Source organism: Halomonas sp. MMSF_3323, assembly GCF_030733595.1.
GTDB classification, from domain to species: domain Bacteria; phylum Pseudomonadota; class Gammaproteobacteria; order Pseudomonadales; family Halomonadaceae; genus Halomonas; species Halomonas litopenaei.
Window position 1 is genome coordinate 78,707 of record NZ_JASHIT010000011.1, and the last position, 20,783, is coordinate 99,489.

The 20,783-nt window shown below is 65.0% G+C and carries 19 protein-coding genes; 7 read left to right on the forward strand and 12 right to left on the reverse strand.

Features of this window, described 5'->3' with window-relative positions; translation table 11 throughout:
• Positions 1-73 precede the first annotated feature (73 nt).
• Complete coding sequence (locus RBB39_RS07610) at positions 74-790, forward strand: GntR family transcriptional regulator (protein WP_108131992.1); 717 nt, start codon at positions 74-76, stop codon at positions 788-790.
• Between the two features lie 137 nt (positions 791-927).
• On the opposite strand, the gene RBB39_RS07615 is transcribed toward RBB39_RS07610, so the two are convergent.
• The 6 genes from RBB39_RS07615 to RBB39_RS07640 all read right to left on the reverse strand — a co-directional run bounded on the left by RBB39_RS07615 (position 928) and on the right by RBB39_RS07640 (position 6,769).
• Positions 928-2,172 carry a cysteine desulfurase-like protein gene (locus tag RBB39_RS07615; protein WP_213229514.1) on the reverse strand — a complete coding sequence of 415 codons (1,245 nt, stop codon included), beginning with the start codon at positions 2,170-2,172 and terminating at the stop codon, positions 928-930.
• A 101-nt stretch (positions 2,173-2,273) separates the two neighbouring features.
• Positions 2,274-3,020 carry an amino acid ABC transporter ATP-binding protein gene (locus RBB39_RS07620; RefSeq protein WP_045991702.1) on the reverse strand — a complete coding sequence of 249 codons (747 nt, stop codon included), beginning with the start codon at positions 3,018-3,020 and terminating at the stop codon, positions 2,274-2,276.
• 82 nt (positions 3,021-3,102) lie between these two features.
• Positions 3,103-3,774 carry an amino acid ABC transporter permease gene (locus tag RBB39_RS07625; protein ID WP_108131989.1) on the reverse strand — a complete coding sequence of 224 codons (672 nt, stop codon included), beginning with the start codon at positions 3,772-3,774 and terminating at the stop codon, positions 3,103-3,105.
• 62 nt (positions 3,775-3,836) lie between these two features.
• The gene (locus tag RBB39_RS07630) at positions 3,837-4,649 is read right to left on the reverse strand and encodes a transporter substrate-binding domain-containing protein (protein ID WP_213229512.1); all 813 of its coding nucleotides are present in this window, start codon (positions 4,647-4,649) and stop codon (positions 3,837-3,839) included.
• A gap of 67 nt (positions 4,650-4,716) precedes the next feature.
• Entirely contained in the window at positions 4,717-5,631 is a 915-nt protein-coding gene (locus RBB39_RS07635; RefSeq protein WP_213229510.1) for an allantoinase PuuE, read from the reverse strand.
• 283 nt (positions 5,632-5,914) lie between these two features.
• The gene (locus tag RBB39_RS07640; RefSeq protein ID WP_306168985.1) at positions 5,915-6,769 is read right to left on the reverse strand and encodes a hypothetical protein; all 855 of its coding nucleotides are present in this window, start codon (positions 6,767-6,769) and stop codon (positions 5,915-5,917) included.
• A gap of 349 nt (positions 6,770-7,118) precedes the next feature.
• Between RBB39_RS07640 and RBB39_RS07645 the strand changes: the two genes are divergently transcribed.
• From RBB39_RS07645 to hpaI, 3 genes are all read left to right on the forward strand, one after another.
• Positions 7,119-8,594 (forward strand): peptide MFS transporter, encoded by a 1,476-nt coding sequence (locus RBB39_RS07645; protein WP_253554712.1) that lies wholly within the window; start codon positions 7,119-7,121, stop codon positions 8,592-8,594.
• Positions 8,595-8,690: 96 nt separating this feature from the next.
• Positions 8,691-9,965 (forward strand): alpha/beta fold hydrolase, encoded by a 1,275-nt coding sequence (locus RBB39_RS07650; protein ID WP_306168986.1) that lies wholly within the window; start codon positions 8,691-8,693, stop codon positions 9,963-9,965.
• A gap of 21 nt (positions 9,966-9,986) precedes the next feature.
• Entirely contained in the window at positions 9,987-10,844 is an 858-nt protein-coding gene (gene hpaI / locus RBB39_RS07655; RefSeq protein ID WP_213229506.1) for a 4-hydroxy-2-oxoheptanedioate aldolase, read from the forward strand.
• Positions 10,845-10,908: 64 nt separating this feature from the next.
• Here the strand turns inward: hpaI and RBB39_RS07660 are convergent, their stop codons facing one another.
• The 4 genes from RBB39_RS07660 to RBB39_RS07675 all read right to left on the reverse strand — a co-directional run bounded on the left by RBB39_RS07660 (position 10,909) and on the right by RBB39_RS07675 (position 15,505).
• Entirely contained in the window at positions 10,909-11,850 is a 942-nt protein-coding gene (locus RBB39_RS07660; protein WP_213229504.1) for an MvdC/MvdD family ATP grasp protein, read from the reverse strand.
• A 58-nt stretch (positions 11,851-11,908) separates the two neighbouring features.
• Positions 11,909-13,471: a M43 family zinc metalloprotease gene (locus RBB39_RS07665; RefSeq protein ID WP_213229502.1), complete on the reverse strand. Its 1,563-nt coding sequence runs from the start codon at positions 13,469-13,471 to the stop codon at positions 11,909-11,911.
• Between the two features lie 108 nt (positions 13,472-13,579).
• Positions 13,580-13,885 (reverse strand): hypothetical protein, encoded by a 306-nt coding sequence (locus tag RBB39_RS07670; RefSeq protein ID WP_045991662.1) that lies wholly within the window; start codon positions 13,883-13,885, stop codon positions 13,580-13,582.
• 126 nt (positions 13,886-14,011) lie between these two features.
• Positions 14,012-15,505, reverse strand: a complete 1,494-nt coding sequence (locus RBB39_RS07675; RefSeq protein ID WP_213229500.1) for a M28 family metallopeptidase — start codon at positions 15,503-15,505, stop codon at positions 14,012-14,014.
• A gap of 576 nt (positions 15,506-16,081) precedes the next feature.
• Between RBB39_RS07675 and RBB39_RS07680 the strand changes: the two genes are divergently transcribed.
• Positions 16,082-17,302, forward strand: coding sequence for an MFS transporter (locus RBB39_RS07680; RefSeq protein ID WP_213229498.1), 1,221 nt, complete (start codon positions 16,082-16,084; stop codon positions 17,300-17,302).
• 230 nt (positions 17,303-17,532) lie between these two features.
• On the opposite strand, the gene RBB39_RS07685 is transcribed toward RBB39_RS07680, so the two are convergent.
• Together RBB39_RS07685 and RBB39_RS07690 are read right to left on the reverse strand one after the other, a co-directional pair.
• Positions 17,533-18,489 carry a phosphatidate cytidylyltransferase gene (locus RBB39_RS07685; RefSeq protein WP_287163690.1) on the reverse strand — a complete coding sequence of 319 codons (957 nt, stop codon included), beginning with the start codon at positions 18,487-18,489 and terminating at the stop codon, positions 17,533-17,535.
• Positions 18,482-19,330, reverse strand: a complete 849-nt coding sequence (locus RBB39_RS07690; RefSeq protein WP_287163689.1) for a 1-acyl-sn-glycerol-3-phosphate acyltransferase — start codon at positions 19,328-19,330, stop codon at positions 18,482-18,484. The genes RBB39_RS07685 and RBB39_RS07690 overlap by 8 nt, the downstream gene beginning before the upstream one ends.
• A 331-nt stretch (positions 19,331-19,661) precedes the next feature.
• Between RBB39_RS07690 and gmk the strand changes: the two genes are divergently transcribed.
• Entirely contained in the window at positions 19,662-20,279 is a 618-nt protein-coding gene (gene gmk / locus RBB39_RS07695; protein WP_045991659.1) for a guanylate kinase, read from the forward strand.
• A 243-nt stretch (positions 20,280-20,522) separates the two neighbouring features.
• A complete protein-coding gene (rpoZ, locus tag RBB39_RS07700; RefSeq protein WP_045991658.1) occupies positions 20,523-20,780 on the forward strand; it encodes a DNA-directed RNA polymerase subunit omega in 258 nt (85 codons plus the stop codon).
• The last annotated feature ends 3 nt before the right edge of the window (positions 20,781-20,783 follow it).

The following is a 20,783-nucleotide window of genomic DNA, read 5'->3' on the forward strand; positions in this document are numbered from 1 at the left end:
CACCTTTCACAATGCTCAACCATCCCGGTGATTTCCCCCTGATGATGGTCGAGCCTTCTGGCGAGACCATGCCATGACGAGTGACGCCACCTCCGCTGCACCATCCAAGCCGGAAGCCCTGGCCGAGGAGCTCGTCTATGACCGCATCGTCGACGCCCTGATCGACAAGCGTCTGCGTCCCGGCGAGCGTTTGAACGAAGCCAAGCTCGCCAGCGCCTTCAAGACGCCGCGTAGCCGGGTACGTCGCGCGCTGAACCGGCTGACGGCGGAACGCCTGGTACGCTTCGAGATGCACCGGGGCGCCTTCGTCTCGCTGCCATCGGTGAAGGAAGCCTACGATATCTTCGAGACGCGGCTGCATATCGAGGGCGCGGTAGCGCGGATCGCCTGCGAGCGCATCGACGCCGAAGGTATCGCCACGCTACGTCGCCACCTGGCGCTGGAACATCAGGTCTTCGAGGAGCACCAGCCCAGCGTCAATCGTATCTCCGGCGACTTTCACCTGATGCTGGCGGAGCTGACCGGCAATGACGAGCTGATTGCCATCGTGCGCCCGATCATTCGACGCTTCTGCATCATCCAGTCGCTCTACGAACGCTCCACCGGCGTGCTGTGCCTTACCCATGAGCACCAGACCCTGGTCGATCTGATCGAAAAGCGCGACGCCGAGGGCGCCGCCGCGTCGATGATGGAGCACTGTCGCCACATCTTCTACAGCCTGGACCTGTCCGAGCGCCGCCGCGCCGAGGCCAACATCTACGATATCGACATCGACGATCCGCTGGGCTAAAGGGCCGGCCATGCCGAAAACCCGCCTAAGCAGGAGACAAGGCCGGCCCTGAGGCTGGGACATGCGTAGCAGAAAAGGGGCCAGAAGCCCCTTTTCTGCATTTCCACGACGTCATTGCCAGCTTCTGGCCCACGCCCTCAGAGTGCGGCGTCCAGCGCCTCGATCAGTCGGTCCACCTCGGCCTCGGTGTTGTAATGCACCATGGACACCCGCACCACGCCCTGGATGTCCATCAGACCGAGGTCCTCGGTCAGGCGGCGGGCGTAGAAGTCGCCGTAGCGGATTCCTACCTTGGCCTCGTCGATCTTGCGCACGATCTCGTCAGACTGATGCCCTTCCACAGTAAAGCTGATGGTCGCGACGCGATGTTCGATATCGGCATCCCGCCTTCCGATGATGCGAACGCCTTCTTTTCCAGAGAGATAATCGAGCAGTTTCTTGCTCAATATTGCTTCATGCTTGGCGATGGCATCGAAGGATGTTTCCAGCTTTTTCCGCTTGTCACCTTCACCATTATCGCCCGTCAGCGAGGTCAGATAATCCAGGATACCGGTGGCAGCGTAGGTCAGCTCGTAGTTGGGATTTCCAGGCTCCATCTTTCCTGGAATCTGCTCGCGCGTGAAGAAGTGATGGTAGATATTATCCAACTCCAGCAGGCACTCCTTTTTCACATAGAGCACCGCGTGATGGGGGCCAAATACCTTGTACAGACTGAAGCCATAGTAGTCGACATCCCAGTCCTGGACGTCGATGGCCCGGTGGGGGGCGAAGGCCACCCCATCGACACAGATGCGAGCACCGGCGTCGTGGGCCATGGCGGCGATCCGCTTGATCGGATTGATGGTGCCGAGCAGGTTGGAGACGTGGGTCACGCAGACCAGACGAGTGCGCTCGTTGAGCAGTTCCGCCAGGGTGTCCAGCTCCAGCTCCAGGGTCTCGGGATTGCAGTTCCAGAAGCGCAGCTTGACGCCGCGCTGCTCGAGGCGCATCCAGGGGCCGACGTGGCTCTCGTGGTCGGTGTTGGTAACGATGATCTCGTCGCCCGGGGCGAACTGGCTGGCCATGGCGTCGGCCAGCAGGCGGAACTGGATGGTCGAACTGGGGCCAAACACCAGCTCTTCCACGTGGCGAGCATTGACCAGCGTCGCCACCGCCTGGCGACCGGCGTCGACCTTGGCCTTGGAATTCTGGCTGGGGGCGTAGCTCGCGCCGAGCTGCACGTTGTCGCCCAGCAGATAGTCGCTGATGCGTTCCACCACCATCTTCGGCACCTGGGCGCCGCCGGCGTTGTCCATGAACACCCAGTCGCTTTCAAGCGAGGGAAACTGGGCTCTGACGTGTGTCAGATCAAGGCGAGCGTCTGAGGATGAATCGAGTGACATGGGAAGTCCTTGAATAGGGGTCGAGAGGCGATACATGGACGTCGAGAGACAAGGCTGGGGCGAAACAAGCGCCGAGCCAGCCGTCGAACAGGCGCCACGACTCAGTGAGCCAGCACCGACTGGAAAAAGGCGCGGGTTCGGTCTTCCTGCGGCGCCGAGAAGATCTGTTCGGGAGCGCCTTCCTCGACGATCTGGCCGGCCTCCATGAAGATCACCCGGTCGGCGACATGGCGGGCGAAGCCCATCTCGTGGGTCACCAGCAGCATGGTCACGCCGGTGCCGGCCAGGGTCTTGATGACGTCGAGCACCTCGCCGACCATCTCCGGGTCCAGCGCCGAGGTGGGCTCATCGAACAGCAACACGCGCGGTTCATTGGCCAGCGCCCGGGCGATGCCGACCCGCTGCTGCTGACCGCCGGACAGGGCGCTTGGATACTTGTACATCTGCTCGGCGATGCCGACCTTTTCCAGCAACTCCTTGGCCCGCGCCTGGGCATCCCCCGGGCTCATGCCACGCACCCGGATCGGTCCCAGGGTCACGTTCTCCAGCACCGTCATGTTGGGAAACAGGTTGAAGCTCTGGAACACCATGCCGACGTCCTTGCGCACCTCGATCAGCTCGGGGCCGGGCTGGACCCGCACGCTGTCGACGTAGATGTCGCCGGCGCTGTAGGCCTCCAGATGATTGATGCAGCGGATCAGCGTCGACTTGCCGGAGCCCGACGGGCCGAGGATCGCCACCACCTCGCCTTCGCGTACCTTGAGGTCGATGTTCTTGAGGGCGTGGAAGTCGCCATAGTACTTGTTGACCCCTTCGAGCGAGATGATCGCTCTGGGCGCCTCGGGCAGACCAGCCTCGAGCGGGGGAAGGGTAGTGCCCTGGGTAGTGCCCTGGGTCGTCCGGGTTTCATTGATCATGGCAGTTCTCCTGTCAGGCCCGGCCCTGGGCGAAGCGTTTCTCGAGCAGACCGACCAGGCGCACCAGTGGCAGCAGCACCGCCAGGTAGAGTAGCGCCGCGCCGATCAGCGGTGTCGGGTTGGCCGCCAGCGCCTGGGCCTGGGTGGCCTGCTTGAGCAGGTCGGGCATGGCCACCACCGAGGCCAGGGCGGTGTCCTTCATCACGTTGATGCAGTTGCTGGTCAGCGGCGGAATGATCAGCCGGATCGCCTGGGGCAGGACCACGTCGCACATCACCCGATACTGGCTAAGGCCGATCGACTGGGCGGCCTCGAACTGGCCCCGTGGCACCGCCTCGATACCGGCGCGGTAGATCTCGGCGGCGTAGGCGCTGGAGATCATGGTCAGGGCGGTACAGGCCGCAGCGAACGGTGACAGGGTGATGCCGACGAACGGCAGCGCGTAGTAGACGATGACCAGCCACACCAGCACCGGCAGTGAGCGAAAGACGTCGATGTAGGCGATGGTGAGAAAACGCAGCGGCTTGGGGCCGTAGAGGCGCAACAGCGCCAGCCCCAGCCCGCCGATCAGCCCCAGCAGGATGCTCAGAAAGCCCAGCATCAGGGTCATGCCGAGCCCCTGCAGGAGCATCGGGAAGGTGCGCACCAGCACCTCCCAGTTGAAGAATGTCTGGACCAGGTCCATGGATCGTCTCCACGATCGAGGGTAATACGCTGGCCGCGGCCACGGGACTTGCTGGGCCAGGTTTACTGGGCGGAAGGCATATCGCGCACTTCGACGGTGCTGGTGCCGGCATCCGGAGCGGCGCCGAACCAGGTCTCGTGCAGCTCGGCGACAAAGCCTTCCTGCTTGAGTTCGCTGATCACTTCGCTGGCCTTGGCGGCAAGCTCGGCGTCCTTGGCGAACATCATCGAGTACTGCTCACCGCTGGGGATGCGACTGACCACCTCGAGGCTGGGCTTGTCACGCACGTAGTACTGCACCGCCGGAATGTCCGAGATGTAGGCGTCCAGGCGGCCGCTGGACAGGTCCAGCATGGCCGGCTGCAGGCCTTCATAACGACGGATTTCCTTGATGCCGTACTGCTCCTGGTTCTCGCTGGTCCAGATGTCGCCGGTAGAGCCGGTATCGACGCCGACCACCTTGCCGTCCAGGTCCTCGAGCCCGCTGATGCCCTTGCTGGTGTGGGTCGCCAGGGACTGGTCGCTGTCGTAGTAGGGCTGGGCGAAGGACACCGACTCCAGACGCTCGTCGGTGATGGTGATGGAGGACACCGCCACGTCGATGCGCCCAGACTGTACCGCCGAGAACAGGCCATTGAACGGAATGTTGCTGATCTCGACCTCGTCGTAGCCCAGGCGGCTGCCGACCTCGTTGACCAGGTCGATCTCGAAGCCAACGTAGTCACCGCTGTCGTCCTGGAACTCCCAGGGCAGGTTGCCGATGTTGGCACCGACCTTGAGGGTTTCGGCCATCACGCCGCCTGCTGCCAGGCCGGCGGAAAGGGCGGTGGCCAGCACCAGGGAACGCTTGGAGAAGGTCTTGTAGGAAAGGCTCATGGGATATTTCCTCTGGTTATTGTCGTTGTTGCGGGTACAGCAGAAAACACGGGGTTCATCGGCGACGTCAGACGACGCCGGTCGCTTCACCTTCCCGGGCAAGCCAGGCCCGGGCGATCTCTTCACGGGTGGCGAACCATACGCCCTCGTGGGCCTGGGCGTAGGCGATAAAGTCCTTGAGCGCGCGAATCTTGCCGGGGCGCCCGACCATGCGCGGGTGCAGGCCGACGGACATCATCCTGGGGCCGCGGGCCGACTCCTCGAACAGCACGTCGAAGCCTTCCTTGAGGTTGTCGAGAAACTCGCGCCCCGAGGTAAGCCCAGGAGAAAGCCAGAAGCGGAAGTCATTCATGTCGGTGGTGTAGGGCACCACCAGCTGACGACTGCCCACCACTTCGGTGAAGTAGGGTACGTCGTCGTTGTAGGCGTCGGAGTCGTAGAGGAAGCCACCCTCTTCTACCAAAAGGCGCCGGGTGCGCACGCTGGGTCCGTAGCGGCAGTACCAGCCCACCGGGCGCTTGCCGGTGGTGGCGGTGATCGACTCGATGGCCAGGCGGATGTGCTCGCGTTCCTCGTCTTCGCTGAGGCGAAAGACCTCCTCCCAGCGATAGCCGTGACTGCAGAATTCATGGCCATCGGCGCTGGCGACACGGGCAACGCGGGGGTTCTGCTCCAGCGCCACCGCGCAGGCAAAGAAGGTCGAACGCACGTCGGCCTCGCGCAGGATGTCGAGGATGCGCCAGATGCCGACCCGCGAGCCGTACTCGTACATCGACTCCATCGCCAGATTACGGGTTCCAGCGGGAGTTACGTAACTCCCCCACTCGGTCATCGACTCCTGGTCGTCGTCGCCCATGGCGAAGGACCTTTCAGAGCCCTCCTCGTAGTTGACCACGATATTGACCGCCAGGCGGGCGCCATTGGGCCAGGCCCCGGTGGGGGGAGTATCGGCGTAGCCGACCAGATCACGCTGCGGGAGCATCCCGTTTCTCCTGAGGTCGCCAAGCAAGTGACGACCCTGGTTATTGGTGTTGTTATCGACCGTCTGGCGGCCCTGTCAGGATTGCACGCAATTCTGCGTGCGATGTGAACAATAAAGCACAACCGTACTCGCAGCGCAAATGGCAACTAGCCAATGGTGGGGTATGGGGTTGGGGCCTGCTGAACAGGTAGTCGAACCCCGGCCAGGGACTCGACGGGAAGGAAAGCAATCGAGAGGCGGGAAGGCGCTGCCGGTGGGGGCCTGCAGCGCCTTGTTGTGGGCATTACCAGCTCGGCGCGGTCTCGGCGTCCAGTTGCTCGATGGCGCGATGAAGCTTGCCGGTGGACAGCGCGGACCCAAGCAGACGCAGGCGCCAGGTCAGGTCGATGAAGGGTCGGATGGCCTCGGGCACGACGGGGGCGTCGGCCATGCTGCGCCGCTTGAGGAAGGAATTGTGCCAGTCGATGACCCAGCCCGGACCGACCCCGACCAGTTCGTTGTCGATCACCACAAAGCGGCCGCTGCCTTCTTCCATCACGATATTGGCCAGCGACAGGTCAGGGTGGCTGAGCCTGGCGCCCACCGCTGCGCGGTGGCGGTCGTCCTCACGCTGCCAGCGGGCCAGAAAGCTACCGATCGCATCCAGGTGCTTCCAGCCGTCCACCCGTCTGAGCAGGTAGTCGTCGATGTAGCAGAAGGCCCCGGAGTATTCGTCGGCCAGGGCGCGAAAACGCTCGTCCGACTGCGTCATCTCGAGAAAGCGATTCACCGCCTCCGCCGCCGAAGCGATAGGCGCCTTGTCTGCCCTGGAGCGTTCGATCTGCTTGAGAGATGGCCCCTGGATCCACTCTTCGACGACCAGCTCGTCGTCGTGGGCGAGTATCGCCGGGAAGCTGAGCCCCGACGCCGGCAGTTCGCGAATGGCGTGACTCAACGCGATCTGACGCGGCGAGAAGGCGCTATAGACCTTGACCTTGCGACCGTTCATCCAGCCGGCAAACGACAGCCTGCCGGCCTTGGTCATGCCGGGAGAATGCTTGCTGCCCAGAGGCGTCAGATCGGTGATGGTCCGGTCCTGGACGGTGATGCTCCCCAGTGGCGTTTCGGCCACCTTTTTCTTGAAAAACGTTCTTATCATGTCGCCTTCTGACGTTATCCCTGCACATTCGCGCGGATAGTAGCACGCTAAACGTGCACTACCTATGCGCCGAAAGGGGCGGGCTATGCGTCGAAAGGGGCGGGGCCCGTGCCGCCCAGCCAGGCAGGCCTTCTCCCCCACGACGGGCTGTCTCCAGAGCATCACTGTGCAGCAGCAGCTCCGCTCGTTTTGCTGTGAGCCAACGTCCTCGCTCCCGCTTGTCGTTTTTCGTCGTGGCCTTTCCGATCGCGGACATGGGTTTTGCCCTGTAATTAGCAACGCTTTAGGGTTTTCATGGGCGAAAAATGTATTTTTCGTTCCGATTTTCTCGTCAAAGCAGGAGCTCCCGATGAAAACCACCGAGGCCGCCGCCCGCCAGCACGGCGACAGCGGCAAACGCCGCTTCTTCGGCCATCCCTGGCCTCTCGCCACCCTGTTCGGCATGGAGGTGTGGGAGCGCTTTTCGTTCTATGGCATGCAGGCGATCCTGTTGATCTACCTGTACTACGAGGCCAGCCGCGGGGGCCTGGCGATCGACCAGTCGGTGGCCATCGGTATCGTCGGTGCCTACGGCAGTTCGGTCTATCTGGCCACCATCCTCGGCGGCTGGTTCGCCGACCGGGTGTTCGGCGCCGAACGCACCCTGTTCTATTCGGGCATCGTGGTCATGCTCGGGCATATCGCCCTGGCCATCCTGCCCGGTGTCTACGGCGTCACCGCCGGCCTGATCCTGGTGGCGCTGGGCAGCGGCGGGGTCAAGGCCACCTGCTCGGCGCTGGTGGGGTCCCTGTACGAGCCCGGCAGCCCCCGGCGCGACGCCGGCTTCTCGATCTTCTATCTGGGTATCAATATCGGCGGCTTTGTCGGCCCGCTGCTGACCGGTCTGCTGCAGCAGAACGCCGGCTTCCACTATGGCTTCGGCATCGCCGCCGTGGGCATGGCGATCGGTCTGGCCCAGTACACGGCGGGACGCAAGGGGCTGCCCGATGATCAGAAGGCCGCGCCGGACCCTATCGCGCCGGCGACCCTCAAGCGCTACCTGGGTATCGCCCTGGTGGTGCTCGCCCTAGTGGTCGGCGCGGCCCTTGCGGGCTGGATCCGTGCCGACAATCTGTCCGGGGTGATGCTTGGCATCATCGCTGTGGCGGCGCTCTGCTACTTTGCGGTGATCCTGCGCTCCACCCACGTAAGCCCCGAGGAGCGCAGCCGGGTGCTGGCGTTCATTCCGCTTTTTCTGACCAGCGCCGCCTACTGGGCGCTTTACAGCCAGTCCTACACCGTAATCACCGCCTTCTTCGATCAGCGCGTGGATCGCAGCCTGTTCGGCTGGGAGATTCCGGTGGGCTGGCTGGTGTCGGTGCAGGCGCTGACCATCATCCTGTTCTCGGGGGTGTTCGCCTGGCTGTGGACGACGCTGGGCAAGCGCCAGCCGTCGTCGGCCGGCAAGTTCGTGATCGCCATGGCGATCATCGGCGCTACCTTCCTCGGCTACCTGCCGTTTCTCGGCAGCGAAGGGGCGAGCATGCCGCTGGCCATGCTGGTGCTGTTGCTGCTGGGCTTCACCGCCTCGGAGCTGTGCCTGTCGCCGATCGGGCTGTCGGTGACCACCAAGCTCGCGCCGCGGGCCTTCCAGACCCAGATGATGGCACTGTTCTTCCTCTCGCTGGCGCTCGGCTTCGCCGCCGGCGGCAAGCTCGGCGCCTTCTATACCGAGGACACCGAAGTCGGCTACTTTATTGCCATGGCGGCCATCGGTGGTGTCAGCGCCCTGCTGCTGGCGGCCTGCCTGCCGTTCATTCGCCGGGCCATGCGCGGCGCGGACTGAGCTACCGCCAGGGTCGGCCAGCGCTGGCAACAAGAAGCTGGCCGACCTTGTCTCTTTCGGCACTCTTTCGACCCTCTCTCGACACAGGATGTAGGCATGCCTCCCGACCACGCCATCCCGGGCCTTTCCATCAGCGACCATCGCCTCGAGGTGCCGCTGGACTGGTCCCACCCGGACAGCGGCGAGACCCTGAGCCTGTTCTACCGCGAGGTCTGCGCGTCAGACCGTGTCGACGAGGAGCTGCCGCTGTTGCTGTTCCTGCAGGGGGGCCCCGGCGGCAAGTCGCCACGCCCCACCGCCAATGGGCCGGGATGGCTGCACGAGGCGCTCAAGCACTTTCGGGTGATCCTGCCCGACCAGCGTGGCACCGGGCGCAGTTCGCGCATCACCGAGGCCACCATGGCCGCCTTCGACAGTGACGTGGCCGGCGGTGACTACCTGGCCTGCTTCGACGCCCACGCGGTGGTCGCGGACTTCGAGCACCTGCGCAAGACCCGCTACCAGGGCGCCACCTGGACCACGCTGGGCCAGAGCTACGGCGGCTTTCTGACCCTGACCTACCTGTCCTACGCGCCCCAGGGCCTGAGCCGCTGCTATATCACCGGCGGTCTGCCGGCGCTCGACGCCGACCCCGATGAGGTCTACCGCCGCACCCACCGTCGGGTGGAGCGCAAGCTTGAGGCGTATCTGGCGCGCTTTCCCGATGATCGCGAGCGGATCGACGCCATCGCCGACCATCTGCTGGACCACGATGTCCGCCTGCCCGACGGCGACCGCCTGAGCGTGCGCCGCTTCCAGAGCCTGGGACTGATGCTGGGCATGGGTGACGGGGCCGAGCAGCTCCACTGGCTGCTCGAGGAGGCCTTCGCCGACGACACGCGAAGCGCGCTCAACCATCACTTCCTGGTGGAGGTGATGACGCTGACCGGCTTCGACGAGAATCCGCTGTTCGGCGCCATCCACGAGAACATCTACGCCAATCCTGAGCGCCTGTGCGACTGGGCTGCCGAGCGCCAGCAGGGGCCACAGTTCGACGAGCGTCATCGCCCGCTCAGGCTGACCGGCGAGATGATCTACCCCTGGATGTTCGACGAGATCCGTGCCCTCAAGCCCTTCCGTGGGGCGGTACACCAGCTGGCCCGGCGACCTCTGGCCAGCCCCTTCTACGACGCCAGACAGCTCGCCGCCAACCGGGTGCCGGTGGCGGCGCTGATCTACTTCGACGACATGTACGTGGACGCCGAGCTGTCGCTGGCCACCGCCGAGGCGATCCCGCGACTACGCTACTGGATCACCAACGAGTACGAGCACGACGGGCTGCGCCAGGACCCAGGGGTGTTCCGTCGGCTCAAGGCGATGCTGGACGATTGACACTCATCAAGGACGCAGCCCATGACCCCTTCCCACTGCGCGGGTGTCCCCGCCGGCAATCCCTTCAAGACCGCCATGGCCAGTGGCCAGGCCAGAATCGGCCTGTGGCTGTCGCTGGGCGACCCCTACTGCGCAGAGATGTGCGCCAGCGCCGGCTTCGACTGGCTGCTGATCGACGGCGAACACGGCCCCAATGATGTGCGCTCCATGCTCGCCCAACTGCAGGCGGTCGCCGCCTACGACAGCCACCCGGTGGTTCGGGTGGTGAACGGCGAGACGGCACGCATCAAGCAACTGCTGGACATCGGCGCCCAGACCCTGCTGGTGCCGATGGTCGACACCCCGGAGCAGGCCCGCGCCATGGTCGCCGCCACCCGCTACCCACCGGACGGGGTGCGAGGTGAAGCCTCCGCCATCGTCCGGGCGTCACGCTGGAATGCACGGCCTGACTATGTGCATAGGGCCAACGACGAGATCTGCCTGCTGGTCCAGGCGGAGAGCGTGACCGCGCTGGATAACCTCGAGGCGATCTGCGCGGTGGACGGCGTCGACGGAGTCTTTGTCGGGCCCGCCGACCTGGCCGCTTCCATGGGCCATCTCGGTGACGCGGGCCATCCCGAGGTCCAGGCCGCCATCGACGAGGCCATCGCCCGCATCGTTGCCAGCGGCAAGGCCGCCGGCGTGCTCACCGGTGACCCGGAGCTTGCCAGACACTATCTCTCCCTTGGTGCCAGCTTCGTGGCGGTGGGGCTCGACGTCAGCCTGATGATGCAGGCGGTGCGCCAGCGTGCATCGGAGTTTGCGCTTGGCCCGCAGGCAGTCGACTCGCAGGAAGACTCATCCACCAGCGCTGGCCCCCGGTCCCAGGGCCCCTACTGACCTGACTCCGACCGGGGGCCCTGATCACACCGACCGGGGGCCCTGCTGCCACCGGCTGGGGACGTCACCACTCGCCGCCGCCGCGCTCCAGGGCGGCGGCGATGGCCTGGGGAATCGGTTGGCCGCTGCGCTCGCTGGCGAACAGGTACTCGCCGGCCGGATTGACCTCGAAGAACACATGACGCCCCTCGGGTGTGACCCTTAGATCGATGGCGCCGTAGGCCAGTCCGAGCTCTCTCATCAGCGCGCGCAGTCCCGCCTCCACTTCATCCGGCAGGGTATAGGGGAAAACCTCGGCGCTGCCCACGCCACTGCGGTAGTCGACCTCGTACTGCGGCTCGCTCCTGAAGGCGGTCGCGAACATCTCGCCGACCACCGCGGTGACGCGCAGATCCAGCGCCAGCGGGATGTATTCCTGAAAGATCACCGGCGCCAGACGAACCGCCTCGAGCCTGGCCATCTCGTCCTGGCCGACCTTGAGGGTCTCTCGCGGCGCCTCGACGATATTGCGAAAGGCCTTGCGCACCACTCCACCATCGCCGTGGCGGGCGATAAACTCGGCAGCGGCGTCCGGGCGATTGGTGATCAGGGTATCGGGAATCTCGAGCCCCAGCCGGTGGGCCAGACGATGCTGGGTCAGCTTGCGCTGGGCGCGTTCGTCGGCCAGCGGATGGTTCATCCAGAAGCTATCCAGGGCATACCACAGTCCAAGCACCGCCTCCTGGGTCTCGGACCAGGCAAACAGCCGTTCGGTGCCGTCGCCCAGGGCAGGGTCCAGGTCAAAGGAACGGATGCGCCGGTTCCATACCGAGCGCACCTCGTCCAGCGCCAGCCGGCGCCCGTCGCCAAGTTCCAGCCACAGGCTGTCACCGCTGGCACCTGCGTAGGCCAGGATTCCCAGGCGCCGGGGGAAGTCGGCGACGTCGATCACCTCCACCGGCGAGTGAAGATGGGGCAGTACCCGCTCGACATGGGCATTGTCGGCAAACGACAGGATCAGGATCATGCTCGGCTCCCTCGAAAAAGGCGGGCACCGACAGGGTGCCCGCGGGTCCTGTCATCGCTCACCGTCCACCAAGCTGCACGTAGGCCGCCCAGGCCTGCTGCCAGGCCAGCATCCCCTGCTGATCGAGCATGCCCTGCTGGTAGAGCTGGGCGTACTGCGCCAGCAGTTGAGCGTACTCGCCAAGCAACGCCTGGCTCTGATCCTGCTCGCCTCCGCCGTCCGCCACCGGCGGCTTGAGCGAGGCGCCCGACGGCGCCTGACCGGTGGCCAGCACAAAGGGCTGCAGCGGCTGGGCTGGTTGCATTGGTTGCATCGGCTGGACGGGCTGGTTGCCCCAGCCCCCCGGTAGCGGATTCTCGAAGGCCTGCTTGCCGCCCACGGGGCCTTCCACCAGTTGCTTGGTCGGCACTTCGAAGATCTGCTTGGGAGGCGGGTCAAGCGGCTTCCATTTGCCCGGCTCCAGGCCTGGATCCTTGCCAAAGTCCTTGGGGTTGTCCTTGGGCAACTCCTTGCCGCCGTCCTTGATGCCATCCTTGATCAGGTCCTTCGGTCCCTCCTTGACGCTCTCCTTGACCGGCTCCTTGACGAACTCCTTGGGGTTATCCTTGGGCCGCTCTTTTGGCGGATCCTTGATCGGTTCCTTGGTGAACTCCTTGGGGGTGTCCTTCGGCAGCGCCTTGGGGTGCAACGGCGTGCACGACACCATCTCGCCGATGGCGCTGCGGGGGCCATCCAGGCAGGCCTGCATTCGTGCCACCTGGCCCTCGGTGAACATCACCATGGTGTCGTCGTCGACGTAGTCCATGTAGTTCATGAACATGTCGCCATCGGGGCCGTTGTCGCAGGACACCTTGGGAAAAGTCGGCTTGCCCAGGTTGGCGCCGCCCTGGTTGGGGGTGTCGTCGACGAAGTCCGAGCCGGAGCAGCCGGTGCCGTCGTCTCCCCAGATATGAAAGAGATTGAGCCAGTGGCCTATCTCGTGGGTAGTGGTGCGCCCCAGGTCGAACGGCGCCCGGGCGGTGCCCATGTTGCCGAAGCCGGTGTAGGTCACCACCACGCCGTCGGTGGCGGCGGGACCGCCGGGGAACTGGGCGTAGCCGAGCAGGCCACCGGAAAGCGGGCAGACCCAGATATTGAGGTATTCGTCTGCGGGCCAGGCATCCTTGCCGCCGCTGGCGTCGGCCTTGACCTTGTCGTCATCGACAAAACCGCTGACGTCGGTGCGGGTGCGGGTGATGCCATCGGTGGGGTTGCCGTCGGGATCGCTGGTGGCCAGCGCAAACAATAGCCTGGCATCGGCGGCCACCGGCGCGAAGGGCGCAGGTACCGTCGAGACGTCGGCATTGGCCTTGCGAAAGTCCTCATTGAGGATCTCGATCTGGCTGTCGATCTGCTCCCGCGAGATGTTCTGCTCGTCGGTGTTGTAGACCACGTGGACGACCACCGGGATGCGGGTGCACCCCGGACGCTGGACGATGGTGCCACGCATGGCGCGAAAGGCGTGTTCCTCGATGCGCGATCGCCGCCTGGCATAACCGGGGTCCTGGTCCAGCAGTCGCCGGTGAACCGCCATGGTGCCACAACAGCGACACCGTTCCGGATGGGTGGTGTTATCGGACATGCAAGCCTCCCCGCCGGCCAGCCGGTCGGCGTCGTGAGTACAGGTTCAATGGCCAGCAACTGGCCTCAAGTGGCCCCACAACGCACGGTATTGGCGGCGTTGGTGGCCTCAATGACGGGTAATGATCAGAAGATCGTCCTCCAGCGCATCGATATCGTAGTCACCGTCCCAACCGGGCAGTGTCAGGTGCAGTTGATCGCCATCACGCCGCCACTGACCACGGGCATCGCAGGCAAGGCGGTCGGCGGCGTCTCCGGTGTGGAGCTCGACGGCGCCGTCCTGGTGCAGACACAGGCGCCTTCGCGGCATCCGCGAGGGGGTGACAGCCGGCGAATCCGGGTGCCGCAGCACCGTGCAGTCGCCGATGCCTTCCTCGCGCATCTCGATCCAGTCTCCGCACAGGTCCTTTGGCATCACATCCTCCTGATCGGTCTTGTCTTGCTTTACCTGATCTTGTCTTGCCTGTTCTCGTCTCGCCGGGGCGTCACTCGATCACTGGCTGGGTGAGTGGCTGGGTGAGCGGCCTTGCCACTGGCTCGTTCAACGGCCCGTTGACCGAGACCGTCGCTCCCATTCCCTGCGCGAGCGCAGCAGCGCCAACCGCTGCCAGGCCTGACGCCAGCCGGCGTCCAGCTGCGCCGACCAGACGCCTTGTCCCTGCCAGCGACGATACTGGGCCAGCAGTGCTTCATGGTGGGCCTCGAGCTGGCGCCAGGGGTCGCCCAGGTGGTGGCGCTCGTCGCCACGACAGTGGCATTCCGGCAGGGGCGCGGCGTCAACCGCGTGCAGGCCGGCGCTGGTGGCCACAAACCCCAGGTTCATTGCCACGATCTTCATGGCGTAGGACGGATCCACCGTGGCCAGTAAATCGTTCGGTCCGTGGATGGCGTCATTGGCGCCGTCGGCCCCTTCGATGGTCAGCACGGCGGGTATCCCGGCGTCGATAAAGGGCACATGATCACTGGCAAAGGGGTTGAGCGAGACCTGCAGTTCGAGATCGGTGAAGCGGCCTCCCGCCGCACTCAGGCCATCGATCATGTCCTGGCTGAGGGGCGCGCCTTCCAGCAGTACCGCCGCCGGTGTGGCGTTGATCGAGCCGATCATGTCCATATTGAGCACCCCGGCGATGCGCCCCCGCTCGGCAGCGGAGAGTCCCGCCACGAACTGGCGGCTACCGTGCAGCCCCTGCTCCTCGCCGCCGAACAGCACAAAGCTCAGGTCATCGTCGAAACGCTGCCCGGCCAGCACCTCGGCCATCAGCATCAGCGCCGCCGAGCCACTGGCGTTGTCGTCGGCGCCCGGCGCCGGCGCGGACGGACCGCCCTGATGGTTGACGCTGTCCAGGTGAGCGACCACCAGCCAGTGACGGGGGCTGGCGGCCCGCCCCGGCAGCCGCGCCAGCAGGTTGATGCTGCTGGCGCCGCCGGGCAGCGTTACCTGCTGGCGATCCACGGCCAGCCCCGCCGTGGTCAGCTGAGACTCGGCCCAGTCCACCGCCTGGGCGTACTCGGCGCTCGATGATAGGCGCGTCGGATAGGACACCAGCTGACTCAGCAGGGTGACGTAGCGGGCCTGGGAGGCCGACGCGACGACAGCGTCGACGGCCCGGGATCCTGCGGCGTCGCGACGAGGCGCAACCTGGCGAAACAGACGGGTCGATTCGCTTAAAGGGAACAGGCGGAAGCAGGGCGCTTCACTTTGCTCAAGGGGTTTGTTGATCCTGGTGGCCTCTGACCTGGACAGGTCCACCACCAGATAGCGCCCCGCATCCAGCAGCACCGGGACCTCGGGATGGGCCTGCTGGAACAGCCGACCCTTCTGGCAGACGCCGTGCAGTCTTCCCTGGCCCAGGTCCTGCACCATCGCGTCATCGGCGTCATGCAGGCTGGTGGCCTCGCGGACGGCCCGCCAGCGGGCGTTGGCGGCGACCAGCAGCCGTTTGCGTCCAGCCTCCACCAGCCAGCCACCAGCTTTCTCGACGCGCTCGGTCAGCGTCGCGTCGCCGCTCCTTGCCTGATGCAGTTCGACCTTCATGTCGACTCCCTGCCGTCAGCGCGTGCACCGAACCATCGGTTTCGGCGTCGCCACGACGACCGCCGCTGAACCGAGGAATGGGGCTCAACGGACTTAGTCGGGTGGTACTGAACTACTAAGGTAGTTCGTTCCTCACTCGCCGCCATCACTCGTCACGACAATCACGCGTCGACATCGGCACGATCACTTGCCGGTGAACACATGCCAGGCTATTGATTTTCAATCAAATATTAAGCGCAGTGGAGAATTTTGAAGAGATCAGCCTGCTGGTCGTGTCAAAAAAAGAGCACAGAAAAACAGTACACTGCGTATAGGTGAAACTTCTTCAACAGAAATGCGCTAAAGCTGAGCGCTTTTTCACAGTGGTAAAATTAACAACACGATAGCTCGCCGTGGCGCTGGAGAGCTCCCCGGCTCGACGACACATAACCGTCACTTACCCGCATTTTAGCCCTATCTAATCGACAAGATTGACGTTTTCGGCGCTAGAACCCACCTTTCGGATGCCTTATACTTTTGTCGTAAATTTACGATCTCGACACCCGTCGGGATCGTTTTCGTTTTCCAGGAGGCCCGATGGCAATCTCCATCACCCATCTCAGAGCTCGTCATCCTCGCCTGGCGGAGCTCGCCCTGGCCCTCGGTGGCTTTGGCATCGGTACCAGCGAGTTCGTGATTATGGGCTTGATGGAGCGTGTCGCCCAGGACCTGTCGGTCAGCGCCGCCGACGTCGGCTACGCCATCTCCGCCTATGCCCTGGGGGTAGTGGTCGGTGCGCCGCTGATCTCCGCGCTGGCCGCGCGGGTACCTCGGCGCACCCTGCTGATCTGCCTGATGCTGGTGTTCGCCGTGGGCAACATCGCCAGCGCCCTGGCGACCAGCTTCTGGCCCTTTGTCGGTCTGCGTTTTCTTGCCGGCCTGCCCCACGGCGCCTACTTCGGCGTGGCCGCCCTGGTGGCCGCAGCGGCAGTACCGGTGGAAGAACGCGCCCGAGCCATCAGCCGGGTCATGCTGGGGCTGACCAGCGCCATCGTGATCGGCGCGCCGCTGGCCACCTGGGCCGGCCAGTGGTTCGGCTGGCAGTTCGCCTTCTTCGCGGTGGGCGTCGTGGCCTTTGTCTCCATGGGCATGATCAAGCTGTTCGTGCCGCGCCAGCCGCATGACGTCAAGGCCAGCCCCAAGCGCGAACTGACCGCCCTGGTCAAACAGCGGGTGCTCTACACCCTGGGCGTGGCCAGCATCGGCTTTGGCGGCATGTTCTCGGTGTTCAGCTATGTGGTACCGACCCTGCGCGCCCAGGCCGACATGCCCGAGATGGTCGGCCCCTGGGTGCTGGCGATCTTCGGCATCGGCGGCATCATCGGCAATCTGGTGGGCGCCCGGGCAGCAGACAAGAACCTGATGAAGGCGGTGCCACGCATCCTGCTGTGGTGCCTGGTGGTCCAGGGCGCCTTCTACTTTGCCGCCGACAACCTTTACACCGGCATCCTGTTCGTCGGCCTGGTCGGCACCAGCATGGCGCTGGGTCCGGCGCTGCAGACACGCCTGATGGACGTGGCCGGCGACGCCCAGACCATGGCCGCCTCGATGAATCACGCCGCCTTCAACTGCGCCAATGCGCTGGGCGCCTATCTGGCCGGGGTGACCATCAAGGCCGGTGCGCCCTGGTCCTCCAGTGGACTGGTCGGCGCCGGGCTCGCCCTTGGCGGCCTGGTGGTGTTCTATATCGGCCTGCGCGCCGAGAAGCGCAGCGACAGGCGCCGCGCCGCGGCCACCGACTGCGCCAGCGAGAGCTGATCGTTCGCCCCGGACTCAGGCGCCGCCTTCGTTGAGCGGAAAGCGCAATGTCAGGCACCGCCTTCGCCAAGCGAGAACCGCAATGACAGGCGCCGCGCCGCGTCCCCAGGCTTAGTTACCGCCTTCGGCAAGGAAACGATGCAGGCGCCGCGCCCTTGCCCAGGCGGTCCAGCCGCCCATGGCGATGAAGCCCACCAGTCCATGCATTGCGCTGTGACGCCACCAGGGCCTCATGCCACCGACCAGAAGTAGCGCACCACGTGGAAGAAGATCGGTGCCGAGAAGATCACCGAATCCAGACGATCGATAAAGCCGCCATGCCCCTCGATCAGGTGCCCCCAGTCCTTGATCCCGCGATCGCGCTTGATCGCCGACATCACCAGTCCCCCGACGAAGCCGAGCAGCACGATCATCAGCGCCAACAGCGCCGCCTGGCCCATGGAAAAGGGGGTCATCCAGGCCAACCCGGCGCCGACCAGGGTGGCACTGGCTACCCCACCGAGGAAGCCTTCCAGGGTCTTGGAGGGCGATAGCCGGGGGGCGATACGCCGGCGTCCGAGCAGCTTGCCCCAGACGTACTGCAGGACATCGCTGAGCTGCACCACCACGATCAGAAAGGCGATCAGCAGCACGTTGCGCCCCTCGTAGCCGGGGATTTCCAGGCTCAACAGCGCAGGCACGTGGGATACGCAGAAGACGCACACCATCAGCGCCCACTGGACCTCGCTGACCCGCTCGAGAAAGCCCTGGCTATCTCCTCTCAGGGCCGCCACCACCGGCAACAGCAGAAAGGCGTAGACCGGAATGAAGATCGAGTACATGCCGTAGTACTGGTGCCAGATGAACAGGTACTGCACCGGCAGCACCACGAAGAACACCAGCGCCAGGGCCCAGTGATCGGCCCGTCGTGACGGCACCAGGCCGATGAACTCGCGCAACGCGGAAAACGAGGCGAAGGCAAACAACAGCACCACCCCGGTCCTGCCGCCGAGCAGGGCGATACCCATCAACAGCGTCATGATCCACCAGGAGCGGATGCGCTGGTTGAGGTTCTCGATCACTTCGTTTTCGCCCTCGGGCGAATAGCGGCGGGCCAGTACGAAGCCAACGCTACTGGCCACCAGCAAGATCCCGACGATGGCGGCGAGCAGGGTGCCGAGACCGGCGGGAATCACGATATCAGTCATTCGGCGCCCCCTCCCTGGGGCCAGATGCCTCGGTGGCGGAGCCTGGGGTGCTGTTAGCTGGGGTGGTAGAACCTAGATGCGCGGTGTCTGGGGTGGTGGTGTCTGGGGTGGTGTTAGCTGGGGTGGTAGAGCCAGGGGTGGTAGAACCTGGATGCGTGGTGTCAGGTGGCGCGGTGTCGGGAGACACGGGGTCGCTGGGAACGCTGGCCCCGGCCGGCGCCAGCGCCTGCAGCGCCCGCTTCGCCCGGGCGAGAAAATCGGCCTTGTCCTCGCCCTCTATCCGAGCCAGCGGCTCGCCGTAGTTGAGCGTGCATAGCAGCGGCAGCGGTACCACCTCTCCCTTGGGCAGCACCCGATTGAGGTTATCGATCCATACCGGCACCAGTTCTACCTCGGGATAGTCGCAGGCCAGGTGGTAGAGCCCCGGTTTGAACGGCAAAAGGCCCTTGTCATCGGTATTGCGGGTGCCCTCGGGAAACAGGATCAGCGAGTCGCCGCCGTCGAGCGCCTCACGCAGCACCGCCAGGGGGTCAGGTTGGCCGGGCTTGCGCTGGCGGTCGACCAGCACCCCCTTGAAGACGTCGTGGATCAGAAAGCGCCGCAGCCGTGACGCCAGCCAGTAATCGGCGCCCGCCACGGGGCGGGTGCGCGCCCGCAGGCGCGGTGGCAGGGTGGTCCAGATCAGCACGAAGTCGCCATGACTCGAGTGATTGGCAAAGTACAGCCGCTGACGTGCCACCGGCGCGACTCCCGACCAGATCGGCCTGGGCGCCGTCACCAGCCGTGCCACCAGCCGGATCAGCACCCCCGTCAATGCCGCCCGCCAGGCTGTTCCTCTCATGTCTTATGCTCCCTTGCCCATGCTCGGACGTTGTTCCGCCCCGGCTGATTGACGCTCCCCGGATCCACCGCCGCCATCGGCTTGCCTTTTTCCGATCTCGCCGCACGCCCAGGCGGTCCTGTTTCCCTCTCCACGGCGCTTTTTCACGGGAGTTCAGGGGGAATTCACGGAGAGTCCAGGGGGAGCGATGGCCCCACCGAGCGACGTCGCGGGTCAGCCTGGGCGGATGCAGGCCCAGGCCCAACTGTGCCATACTTCGCCACCTTGTCGCCCGCGAAGTCGCCCGCGAACGGCGCACGATCCCCAAGGCCTCCAAGTGAAGACCCCGCCCATGTCCCAAGGTACGCTGTTTATCGTTTCTGCCCCTTCCGGCGCCGGCAAGACCAGCCTGGTGCGTGAATTGATCGAGGGTCTCGACGGCATTCAGGTCTCGGTCTCCCACACTACCCGCCCCATGCGCCCGGGCGAGGTCGACGGCGTGAACTACCACTTCGTCGACATGGCCACCTTCGAGGCGATGATCGAGCAGGGTGACTTCTTCGAGCACGCTCGGGTCTTCGACAACTGCTACGGCACCTCGCGCAGCGCAGTGGAGACACTGCTGGCCGCCGGTCAGGACGTGATCCTGGAGATCGACTGGCAAGGCGCCCGCCAGGTTCGCGAGCAGATGCCAGAGGCTGTCTCGGTGTTCATCCTGCCGCCTTCGCGGGAAGAGCTTGAACGCCGCCTGTCGAGCCGCGGCACCGACGACCATCAGGTGGTCAGCGCGCGCATGCGTGAGGCGGTCAGCGAAATGTCCCACTACAGCGAATACGACTTCCTGGTCATCAACGACGACTTCACCACCGCCCTGGACGAGCTGCGCGCCCTGGTAGTGAGCCAGCGCCTGGCCACACCACGCCTTGGCCAGCGCCATGCCCCGCTGCTCGAGGCGCTTCTGTCCGACTAGAACACGCTATCAAAGGCAAGTCGCCGAGGAGCGCGGGCAACCCACGGCTCCCACGGCTCGCTTTTCGGCGCTGCAACCAGACCCCGGCGTCTTGTCACAGGCGGCGTGACTCGAGTAATCTAGCCTGTCACTTCGCAGGTGCAACCCCCGGGCGCAATCGTCGACGGGGGCACAGTCCGTCTCGCCGACCGCGAAAGGCCAGCACCTGCCCGACACACCGTCTGTCAGATCAGGAAGGGCCCAATGGCGCGAGTTACTGTCGAAGATTGTCTGGAACACGTCGAGAACCGTTTCAAGCTGGTGATGATTTCCACCCAGCGCTCCCGGCAGCTGGCCCGTGGCTCACGCGACGCGCTGCTTCCCTGGGAAAACGACAAGCCCACGGTCATGGCGCTGCGCGAGATCGCCGAGGGCCTGATCGACCACAGCGTGCTGGACGAGCCGGTCGAGGCGCCCAGCCGCTTCCGTCCCGAGTACCAGGCCTCGCCCTCCGAGGAATGATCG